Genomic DNA, 9,892 nt, shown 5'->3' with positions numbered 1-9,892 from the left:
CTCGGCTTCGACACCGAGATCCGGAAGATCATCTGCACCACCAACGCCATCGAGAGCCTCAACTCCCGCTACCGCAGGGCAGCGACCGCTTGCGGCCACTTCCCGAACGAACAGGCCGCGATGAAACGGCTCTACCTGGCGACTCTCGCACTCGACCCCACCGGACGCGGCCGCCAACGCTGGAGCAACCGCTGGCTCGGCGCCCTCAACGCCTTCGACATCGCCTTCGACGGACGCCTGTCAGCCGGACGAGTGTGAGCCAACCGGCCCACACCCCACAGCAAGATCAACACCTAGCCCAAACGGGTGCCGTACACCGAAATCCTGATAGACCCCCGGACACCCGCAAGTGGTCAGGTGTGGGTGAGACGGTGGTCGAGGGCGGTGTGGCGGCGGCCGGCGCTGACGGCGCGGACGGCTTGGGCGAGGGCGCGGCGGGAGCCGACGAGGACGACGAGTTTCTTGGCGCGGGTGACGGCGGTGTAGAGGAGGTTGCGCTGGAGCATGGTCCAGGCGGAGGTGGTCAGGGGGATGACGACGGCGGGGTATTCGCTGCCCTGGGAGCGGTGGATGGTGACGGCGTAGGCGTGGGCGAGTTCGTCGAGTTCGTCGAAGTCGTACGTGATGTCTTCGTCCTCGTCGGTGAGGACGGTGAGTTTCTGCTCGACGGGGTCGAGGGTGGTGACGACGCCGACGGTGCCGTTGAAGACGCCGTTGGTGCCCTTCTCGTAGTTGTTGCGGATCTGGGTGACCTTGTCGCCGACCCGGAAGGTCCGTCCGCCGAACCGGCGCTCCGCCACGTGCTCGGCGGCGGGGGTGATCGCCCCCTGCAGCAGGGTGTTCAGGTTGCCCGCGCCGGCGGGCCCGCGGTGCATCGGCGCGAGCACTTGTACATCCCGGCGCGGGTCGAGGCCGAACTTGTGGGGGATGCGGCGGGCGGCGACATCGACGGTGAGGCCAGCGGCGCGTTCGGTGTCCTCCTCGATGAACAGGAAGAAGTCGGGCAAGTCGTCGGTGACCGGCGGCAGGCCCTGGTTGATGCGGTGGGCGTTGGTGACCACGCCGGACTGCTGCGCCTGGCGGAAGACCTGGGTGAGCCGGACGGCCGGGATGGGACTGCCGGGGGCGAGCATGTCGCGCAGGACTTCGCCGGCGCCGACCGAGGGAAGCTGGTCGACGTCGCCGACGAACAGCAGGTGTGCGCCGGGGGCGACGGCCTTGGCCAGTTTGTTGGCGAGGATCAGGTCCAGCATGGAGGCCTCGTCGACCACGACCAGGTCGGCGTCCAGCGGCCGGTCCCGGTCGTAGGCGGCGTCGCCCCCGGGGCGGAGCTCCAGCAGCCGGTGAACGGTGGACGCCTCCGCACCGGTCAGCTCCGCGAGGCGTTTCGCGGCGCGGCCGGTCGGAGCGGCGAGGACGACCTTCGCGTTCTTGGCCAGCGCCATCGTGACGATCGATTTCACGGTGAAGGACTTGCCGCAGCCCGGGCCGCCGGTCAGCACCGCCACCCTCTCGGTCAGCGCGAGCTGGACCGCCTGGCGCTGTTCGGGGGCCAGATCGGCGCCGGTGCGCCGGGCGAGCCAGCCGAGCGCCGCGTCCCAGTCGACACCCGCACCGCCGGGGCCGCCGAAGGCGGGCATCCGGTCGGTGTCGGCGTGGAGCAGGCGCAGCAGCTGGTTGGTGAGGGAGATCTCGGCGCGGTGGAACGGCACCAGGTACACCGCGGTGATCGGCTCACCCGTCTCGCCGGGGATCTGTTCGCGGACCACGCCGTCCTCGGCCACGAGCTCCGCCAGGCTGTCGATCACCAGCCCCATGTCGACCTGGAGGAGTTTCACCCCGTCGGAGATCAGGCGTTCCTCGGGGAGGTAGCAGTGGCCCTGGTCGGTGCTCTGGGAGAGGGCGTACTGCAGGCCGGCCTTGACCCGCTCCGGGGAGTCGTGCGGGATGCCGACCGCCTGCGCGATCCGGTCCGCGGTCAAAAAGCCGATACCCCACACATCGGAGGCCAGCCGGTAGGGCTGGTTCTTCACCACCCCGATCGAGGAGTCGCCGTACTTCTTGTAGATTCGCACCGCCAACGACGTGGACACCCCGACGCCCTGCAGGAAGACCATGACCTCCTTGATGGCCTTCTGCTCCTCCCACGCCTCGGCGATCTTCCGGGTGCGTTTGGGGCCGAGGCCGGGGACCTCGATGAGTCGTTCGGGTTCGGTCTCGATGACGTCGAGGGTGTCGGTGCCGAACGTCTCGACGATGCGCTCGGCGATCCGCGGGCCGATGCCCTTGATCAGCCCGGAGCCGAGGTAGCGCCGGATGCCCTGCACCGTCGCGGGGAGAACGGTGGTGTAGTTCTCCACCGTGAACTGCTTGCCGTACTGGGGGTGGGATCCCCAGCGTCCGTGCAGCCGCAGGGACTCGCCGACCTGGGCGCCGAGCAGCGCGCCGACCACGGTCAGCAGGTCGTTGGCGCCGCGGCCGGTGTCCACGCGGGCGACGGTGTAGCCGGTCTCCTCGTTCGCGTAGGTGATCCGCTCCAGCACCCCCTCCACCTCAGCCAACTGCCGCACTGCTGGCTGTGCTGCCGACCCCACCCTCGCCCTCCCTGCCGCTGTCCCGCTGTACCGGCACCGTACCGCCTGGGGTGCTTCTCGTGCGGGGCGCTGCAAACCGCCGGCCGCAGTGGGCTTGGGCTCGAGCTGAGTCGATGTGTGTGTGGTGGGGTTGTCTGCTCGTGCTCTACCGGTGGTGGGGTGGGCGGGGCTCGAACCCGCGACCGGAGGATTATGAGTCTCCTGCTCTGACCGTCTGAGCTACCACCCCACCTTGGGTCAAGCTCCGGCAGGGGGCCGGGTATTCCACGCGCTCCCGTGGTGGGCTGCGGGTGGTGGGCTGGCGTGCGACGGTGGAGGTGCGGGGAGCTGGGGCGCGGGTCGAGGTTCGGGTGATGGCGGAGGGCATGGCGTTGTTCGAGGAGGTGTGCCGTGTGTTGTGGTGCGCCGGGTTCGATGTGGCGCACACGTCCGGCGCGGGTCTACAGGTCGGGCTGCGCCCGCGGGGCGTGCTGGTGGGGTGGCGGCCGGAGGCGGCGCTTGTGGACGGTGCCGCGGCCGCGGGTTGCACGGCGGTGGAGCAGCTTGGTGGGGTGGGTGGTGTCCCGGCGGGCTGGGAGGTGTTGGTGCGCGGGGCGGTGACGGGGGCGTTGGAGACGGTTCTGCGCGGGGCAGGGCTGCGGGTGGTCGCGGTGGGTGGTGATCTGCGGGTGACCGGGTGACCGGGTGACCGGGTGACCGGGTGAGCGGTCGGCGGGGAGCTGGTTGCGGGTGGATGCTGGGGGTATGAGTGCCCGCTTGCCGGGGGATCCGGTTGTGTTGCCGGTACTGGCGCCGATGCTCGCGGTGATCGGCCCGCTGCCGGGGCCGGATCGCGAGGGGGAGTACGCGTTCGAGACGTGGTGGAACGGTGCGCGGGTGATCGTGCATCTGCCGGGGGACGGCACGCTGCGGTTGTGGTCGCAGGCGGGGGCGGACGTCACGGCGGGCTATCCGGAGCTGGGGGAGCTGCCGGGTCTGTTGCCGGAGGGGCTGGAGGCGGTGCTGGACGGGGAGATCGTTGCCCTGGACGGTCGGGGCCGGCCGTCGGTGGGGCGGTTGCAGGAGCGGATGAGTCTGCACCACCTGGCGGCGGTGGAGCGGGCGGTGGAGGAGTTGCCGGTGCGGTTGGTGCTGTACGACGTTCTCGCGGTGGGCCAGCCGGTCCTGCACACCCCGTACATCGGCCGTCGGGCGCTGTTGGACGATCTGCAGCTGACGGCCGGGCACGTGCAGACCCCGGCGCGCTGGCCGGGCATGGGTGCCGAGGCGTTGGCCGATGCCCGGGCCGACGGTTTCGACGGGGTGGTGGCCAAGCGCCTGGCCAGTGCGTATCTGCCCGGGCGGCGCTCCCGGGACTGGATCAAGGTCAGGAACTGAGCGGTGTTGCAGCTGCCGCACCTGCCGGTGCCGTTCGGGGGCGCCGGTAGACGGTGAGCACGTCGGCGGGGGTGAAGCCGGCGCCGGTCAGGAGCCGGTGGGCCGGGTCGTGGGGGTCGGTGGTGTCGGTGACCGCGGTGATCCCGGTGGCGCTGTGGCGGGTGGCGAGGGCCAGGCACTGGGCGAGGAGGTGGCGGCCGGTGCCGTGGCCGCGGTGGGCTTGGGCGACGGTGAGGTGGCGCAGGTGGGCGGTGTGGTGGGCGGGGGCGTCGAGACGGGCGTGGGCGATCGGGGTGCCGTCGGTGTCGGTCAGGCGCAGCAGCCAGCCGTCGGGATCGTGGGTCGGGGTGACGGCGGCCAGGGGGTAGGCGGCCGGTGTGGGGTGCGTTTCGGTGAGAGGGCGGTGCCACCACGCGCGTGCGGCGATGGGGGTGAATCCGGTGGAGGTGAGGGCGTGGGCGGTGGCGGGGCGGTGGCGGACCGGCAGGCCCTCCGCTGTGGGGGCGGTGGCGGGGGCGCCGGGGAAGGCGTACCAGGTGCGGTCGGGCCCGAGACGGGCGCGGGCCCAGGCCAGCAGCACCGCCATGGTGGTGAAGTCTTCCCGGCCGTGCGCCCACAGGATCACGCCCGCCTGGTCGTGCGCGCGCAGCGCGTAGCAGATCACGCCGATCACGCGGCGGCGGTCGAGCAGGACATCGCTGTGGACCTGTTCCAGGCCGCTGGTCTGCGGTTGGCCCGTCCCGGTGTGACCGTCCAGAGCGGCGGCCAGGGCGTGGGCGTCGGGCCTGGGCCGGCCGGGCCGCCGGTCGGCGTCGATCAGGGCCAGGACCGCGCGGCGGTCGGCCCTTTGGTAGGGGCGGGCGGTGAACGCCCCGGCCGTAGGGGTAGCGGTCAACGCCACCAGGTCCTCACTCCTCGCTCGACGGTGGAACGGCTGTCGCCCGCGAGGCATTGGGGCTGTGCGTGCTGCGGGTGGTCCCATTGTCCGCGCGGGCTGGTTGAGGGGCCGGTTTCTTCCCGATGGTTGGCGCGGCGCGGCGGGGCCTGTTCTCGGGTGGCTGGTGGGCGGGGGTGCGGGTAGACCGGAGCTATGGGCGGTGACGGCCGGGCTGGCGGGGTGGAGTGGGAGTTCTGCGATCGGTGCGGGGAGCTGGTCGAGGAAGACGTGGCGGGGCACTGTCACGTTGTTGGTGGCGGGGTGGGATGATCTTCGGGTTGGTCGTACCGAAGGGGCTTGTCCGTGTCGTCCACGCCGCCGTCGTACAGCAACCACCGGTACCCGGTGGAGGTCATCTCGCACTGTGTGTGGCTGTACTTCCGGTTCCCGCTCAGCTTCCGCGAGGTGGAGGAGCTGATGCTCGAGCGCGGCGTCGTCGTGTCCTACGAGACGATCCGGCGCTGGTGTCTGAAGTTCGGGCAGACCTGGGCGAACGTACTGCGCCGCCGACGTCCGCGGCCGGGTGACAAGTGGCACCTGGACGAGGTGTTCATCCGGATCAACGGCGAGCGGAAGTACCTGTGGCGCGCGGTCGACCAGCACGGGAACGTCCTGGACATCCTGGTGCAGAACCGGCGGGACAAGGCCGCGGCCGGGCGTTTGATTTCGTCGGGTCATATGAGCACCGCGCCTTCGGTGAGAGTGGGCGCCGGGGTTAGGCCGTTCGTGGTGCGGATGTACTCAGCTCTGCTGCGAGTTTTCCGGCGAGATTGGGAGCCACTGATCGGGTGAGCTTCTGGGGAAGGCCGGAGTGTCCGGAGCGTCTGCGGGGAAGCGTGGATAGCGTGTTGCCGCGGGCCCTGGTGCTGCCTCCCTGACAAGTCGCGGCCAGGGGCCCGCCCTCGCTGAGAGTGCGTGAGCCGGGCCGAACAGATCGGCGGATATCGGCGCTGGACCGGTTGGCGTTGCCGCGTAGGGTGAAGGCCGTGAACGAGCAGACGCGTGCGGCGGTGGCCGCGGTCGAGTCCCTGATCGAGCAGATCGTGGAGGCCGGCGGGACGCGGCGGGAGGCGGCGTCCCAGGCAATGGCGGACGTGGCCGGCGATGTGTTCCGCCAGCGCGGCGTTCTTCCGCGAAGTGTCGCGGAGGCGGTCGAGAACGCGATCGTCCGGCGGATGTCCGACAGCGGCGAGACCCGGTCGGACGCGGCCTCGCGGACCGTTGCGGAGATCGGCGCCGAGGTACTGCACCGGCCCGGGAGTCCGTTCGTGTGGGAGGTCCGGTGGGTGATCGGCGACGGTGGGCGTCGCGTGACCGGGAGCGAGAGCGGACCGGACCTGGAGCCTCTCCTGCAGGCCGTTGTCCGGGCGGCGCGTGGGACCGCAGCTCCGGACGATCCCCGTCCGGCCGGGCTGGACCGCGACCTGCGCGAGCTCTGCGCCGACTGGCGTCATGCCGCGGTGGGAGCGACCAGCCGGCTGGGAACGAAGGACGGGTGGGCGGAGGTCACCGTCACCTTCGCGCCCTGAACACCCGTGCTCGTTCTGGTCCGGCCGGCCGCCGCGGGCGTCACTTCGGGGCGGAGAACAGGCCTTCCTGGGTGGCTTGGTAGCGGTAGGAGTCGGTGCCGGTCTGGATGAGGGTGCAGCGGAAGGTGATCCGGTCGGCGATGGCCGCGCAGAGCCGGGCGTCGCCGAAGGTCTTGTCCCACTCGGTGAAGGGCGAGTTCGTGGCGACGGCGGTGGCCTTGCATTCCTCGCGCTCGGTGAAGATCTGGAACAGCAGTTTGGCGCCCTTGCGGTCCAGGTTGAGGTAGCCGAACTCGTCCAGGCACAGAAGATCGATCTTGCTGTAGCGGGCGATCACGGAGGACAGACGGCGGCCCGCGTCGGCCTCGGCGAGCTCGTTCACCAGCGCGCTGGTGGTGGTGTAGCGGACCGACAGGCCGGCCTCGGCGATCGCGGTGCCGATCCCGATCAGCAGGTGGCTCTTGCCGGTGCCGCTGTCACCGATCAGAACCAGTGGTCGGCCCTCGCGGACCCAGGCGGGTGACTTCAGGTCGGCGACGACCTCGGGGGTGACGTTGGGGTTCTTGGTGAAGTCGAAGTCCTCCAGCCGCTTGGGCCGTGGGAAACGGGCCATCCGCAGGAGCCGCTGCTGGCGGCGGACGTCGCGGTCGGCGAGCTCGACCTGCAGCAGGTCCAGGAGGAACTGCTTGTAGGTGGCCTGCTCGCGCCGGGCGGTGGCGGCGAGCTCGATGAACCGGTCGCGGAACGCGGGCAGTTTCAGATCCCGACAGGCCTCGTCGATGAGCATGTCCTCCGGATCGCCCGGCAGGGACATCCGGCGGGGCGGGACCCGGCCGTGTCCCTGGTCCTCGTCGGTGTCCAGGTCGTGGTCGGTGACGGTGATGGTGCGGGTCATGCCCCGTGGCCCTTCTGGTCGGCGTTCGCGATGCTCGGTCGGGTGGTGATGGCCGGCGCCAGGAGCCGGTCGTACTTGCTCATGTCGGGCAGCGCGGTGCGTGGGTCGGGCGGCAGCCTCCGCGCGTGCAGCGAGATCACCTGAGCACCCACCTCGCCCGCGGCCCCGTCACCGGTGCCAACGGCGACGTCGTCCTCGGTGAGGAGTTCAGCGTCGTCGGCATCGGTGCCCTCCATCGCCTTGCGGGCCTCGATCGCGACCAGGTCCGTGGAGACCGAGCCGATCCGCAGGCAGGTCTCCATCGCCGCCACCAGCGCCTCGGCGGGCAGCTGGCGGTGCAGCAGCAGGACCTCGATCAGCATCCGCGTGCCCTCGCGCTCCCCGGCCTTCTGTTTGGCGGCTGCCCAGAACGCCTCGTGGACCTTGGTGAACCCGCCCTCAGCCCTGGCCTGCGCGAGCGCGGATGCGCCGGCGAACGCGCCCGGCTTGACCAGCAGGATCTCCAGGTAGTGGTCCAGGATGTCGTGGTAGGTGTAACGCCTGGTCAGACGCGGGTGACGGGCCACGACGTGGCGGCCGTCGAGCACGAGGAGCTCGTTCGCCCGCAGCTTCACCCGCACCTTCTGCCCGATGAACTTCGCCGGCACCGAGTAGTAGCACTGCCTCACCGTGACCCGGCTGTTGCGCCCGACGGTGGGCACCAGGTCGATCCCGCAGTCGTAGTCGTCCGCCGGCAGCGGCCGCAGCCGATCGCGCTCGGCCTCGAAGTCGAAGCCGATCGAGGTCGGGCGGCCGTGGACGTGCCGGGCGTCCTCGGCGACGTCGATCGCGGCCAGGCGCTCGTTGAGTTCCGCCAGCGACTCCACCGCCGGCGGCGGGACCAGGTGCTTGCGGCGGAAACGGCCGCCCTCGTGCTCCACCCCGCCCTTCTCGTGCGCGCCGTCCTCGCCGGGCGCGCAGTAGAACGCCGAGAACTGGTACCAGGACTTGAACGACGCCCACCTCGTCGACTCCAACCGCGACCGGCCGAACAACACCTGCTTGACTGCGGGCCTCAGGTTGTCGTACCGGATGTGGACCGACGGCACCCCGCCCAGCACGGTGAACGCCTCCAGACGCCCTTCCAGGAACGCCTCCTGCGAGGCGGTGGCGTAGGCGCGGTGGATCGCCTTCCCCGAGTAGGACAGGCGCAGGGTGAACAGGACGCACTTGCGGCGCTGGCCCGCGAGGTCGAGCCAGAAGTCCGCGAAGTCGACCTCCGCCTCCTCACCCGGGCGCTTGGCCTGCGGGACCACGCCCTCGAGATGCCGGCGGCCCTCCAGTGCCTCCGCCTTGATCTCCGGGCGGCGGGCCTTAACGTACTCCCAGACCGTGGTCTGCCGGGCCAGCTCGAAATCGTGCTCCGCCGCGAGACGCTCGATGATCCGCGTGATCGTGTGCTTCTGCTTCGCGGGCGCGTCCAGGTCCTCCCGAAGCATCTGGTCGATGAAGCCCTTCACCGGCTCCAGCACACTCGCCCGCGGCGGCTGGGGCCTGCGTTTCGGCGGCACCGGCGACTCCAGCGCCTGCCGCACCGTGCGCCGCGACACCTTGAACCGGACCGCGAGCTCCCGACCGGACAGCCCCTGCTCCCGCCGGGCCCGCCGGATCCGCTCGAACAACACCTCACGCGACCTGTGCACCATCGGTCTCCCTGACCTGGACCGTGATCAACAGGCACAGCGTGACCGCCAAACGGCCCACGTCCACCGATTACGCCGAACGCGGCATGTCACAGACCATCACACGAGGTGGAGCCCGAACATACCGAAAATTCGCTGGTGCCCGAACCCACCGAAAACGTGGTCCCCAACCACCCCGAAAAACTCAACCCGGGCGACCCGCTTGTGGTTCACCTGCGTCCCGGTCTCGCGCAGTTCCGCGGTCACCCTCGGCGAGCCGTAGGCGCCACCGGAGTCGGTGTGGATGCGGCGGATCTGTTCGGCCAGGACCTCGTCCTGGCGTCGGCGGACGGCTCTGGCACCGGCGCCGCCGAGCCATTTGTAGTAGCTGGACCGGTTGACGTCCAGGACCTGGCACAGCCGCTTCACCTCGTAGGTGTCCCGGTGGTCACGGACGAACTGGAAGCGGCTCACCAGTTCGTCTCGCCGGCGAAATACTTGGCCGCCTTGCGCAGGATGTCACGCTCGGTGGCCAGCTTCCGCTCGCTCGCCTCAAGCTCGGCCACCCGGGCCTCCAACTGCCGGATCCGCATCTCCGGATCACCGGACACGGCAGGCTGTCCTGCCCCGGCCGGCGCCTTCCCACCTGGCCGTTCGGCGGCAGGGTCGAGGCCGCGGCGTTCGCGGCCCCGCAGCACCCACTCGCGCAGCGTCGCCCTGTTGATGCCCAGGTCAGCGGCGATGTCCTTGTAGGTCGCCCCGGGCGTGGACTCGTACAAGGCCACGGCATCGGCCTTGAACTCGTCCGAGTAGTCCTTCATCGCCATCGGCGGTGTTCTCGCTTCCTCCGGATCAAGCAGATCCAGTATCAGCGTGTCCACCCATCAGGGCGAAGCCCC

General features: G+C 70.6%; 9 protein-coding genes, 1 tRNA gene and 2 pseudogenes. 5 read left to right on the top strand and 7 right to left on the bottom strand.

What is annotated here, in order from left to right:
* Positions 1–258: transposase (locus tag AC2TEW_RS37460; protein ID WP_484627693.1), on the top strand; the 258-nt coding region annotated here is incomplete at its 5' end.
* Between the two features lie 95 nt (positions 259–353).
* Here AC2TEW_RS37460 and recD2 read toward each other — a convergent pair.
* Positions 354–2,570: an SF1B family DNA helicase RecD2 gene (recD2, locus tag AC2TEW_RS37455; protein WP_484627695.1), complete on the bottom strand. Its 2,217-nt coding sequence runs from the start codon at positions 2,568–2,570 to the stop codon at positions 354–356.
* 176 nt (positions 2,571–2,746) lie between these two features.
* Positions 2,747–2,823, bottom strand: a tRNA-Ile gene (locus tag AC2TEW_RS37450).
* Between the two features lie 124 nt (positions 2,824–2,947).
* On the opposite strand from AC2TEW_RS37450, the gene AC2TEW_RS37445 reads away from it, so the two are divergent.
* A complete protein-coding gene (locus AC2TEW_RS37445; protein ID WP_484627692.1) occupies positions 2,948–3,274 on the top strand; it encodes a hypothetical protein in 327 nt (108 codons plus the stop codon).
* A gap of 64 nt (positions 3,275–3,338) precedes the next feature.
* Entirely contained in the window at positions 3,339–3,971 is a 633-nt protein-coding gene (locus AC2TEW_RS37440) for an ATP-dependent DNA ligase (RefSeq protein ID WP_484627691.1), read from the top strand.
* Here the strand turns inward: AC2TEW_RS37440 and AC2TEW_RS37435 are convergent.
* Positions 3,961–4,872 (bottom strand): GNAT family N-acetyltransferase, encoded by a 912-nt coding sequence (locus AC2TEW_RS37435; RefSeq protein WP_484627690.1) that lies wholly within the window; start codon positions 4,870–4,872, stop codon positions 3,961–3,963. The genes AC2TEW_RS37440 and AC2TEW_RS37435 overlap by 11 nt on opposite strands.
* Positions 4,873–5,211: 339 nt before the next feature.
* Here AC2TEW_RS37435 and AC2TEW_RS37430 point away from each other — a divergent pair.
* Positions 5,212–5,574, top strand: a pseudogene (locus tag AC2TEW_RS37430) (IS6 family transposase); the annotation flags it as partial.
* A 320-nt stretch (positions 5,575–5,894) separates the two neighbouring features.
* Complete coding sequence (locus AC2TEW_RS37425) at positions 5,895–6,437, top strand: hypothetical protein (RefSeq protein WP_484627689.1); 543 nt, start codon at positions 5,895–5,897, stop codon at positions 6,435–6,437.
* A 40-nt stretch (positions 6,438–6,477) separates the two neighbouring features.
* On the opposite strand, the gene istB is transcribed toward AC2TEW_RS37425, so the two are convergent.
* The 4 genes and pseudogenes from istB to AC2TEW_RS37405 all read right to left on the bottom strand — a co-directional run bounded on the left by istB (position 6,478) and on the right by AC2TEW_RS37405 (position 9,874).
* The gene (gene istB, locus AC2TEW_RS37420; RefSeq protein WP_484627694.1) at positions 6,478–7,251 is read right to left on the bottom strand and encodes an IS21-like element helper ATPase IstB; all 774 of its coding nucleotides are present in this window, start codon (positions 7,249–7,251) and stop codon (positions 6,478–6,480) included.
* A gap of 77 nt (positions 7,252–7,328) precedes the next feature.
* Positions 7,329–9,017 (bottom strand): IS21 family transposase, encoded by a 1,689-nt coding sequence (gene istA, locus AC2TEW_RS37415; RefSeq protein WP_484627688.1) that lies wholly within the window; start codon positions 9,015–9,017, stop codon positions 7,329–7,331.
* A 153-nt stretch (positions 9,018–9,170) separates the two neighbouring features.
* Positions 9,171–9,353, bottom strand: a pseudogene (locus AC2TEW_RS37410) (IS3 family transposase); the annotation flags it as partial.
* A 110-nt stretch (positions 9,354–9,463) separates the two neighbouring features.
* Positions 9,464–9,874 carry a transposase gene (locus AC2TEW_RS37405; RefSeq protein ID WP_484627687.1) on the bottom strand — a complete coding sequence of 137 codons (411 nt, stop codon included), beginning with the start codon at positions 9,872–9,874 and terminating at the stop codon, positions 9,464–9,466.
* Positions 9,875–9,892: the final 18 nt, after the last annotated feature.

It is taken from the genome of Kitasatospora sp. NEAU-CNBT7 (assembly GCF_057220535.1).
The sequence above is the reverse complement of the archived record's forward strand: the minus strand, read 5'-3'. Positions and strand labels throughout refer to the sequence as shown.

Excerpts from the sequence above, each read along its gene's own strand:
- istB (WP_484627694.1), bottom strand. The coding sequence starts at position 7,251 with ATGTCCCTGCCGGGCGATCCGGAGGACATGCTCATCGACGAGGCCTGT.
- AC2TEW_RS37445 (WP_484627692.1), top strand. The coding sequence starts at position 2,948 with ATGGCGGAGGGCATGGCGTTGTTCGAGGAGGTGTGCCGTGTGTTGTGG.
- istA (WP_484627688.1), bottom strand. The coding sequence starts at position 9,017 with ATGGTGCACAGGTCGCGTGAGGTGTTGTTCGAGCGGATCCGGCGGGCC.
- AC2TEW_RS37440 (WP_484627691.1), top strand. The coding sequence starts at position 3,339 with ATGAGTGCCCGCTTGCCGGGGGATCCGGTTGTGTTGCCGGTACTGGCG.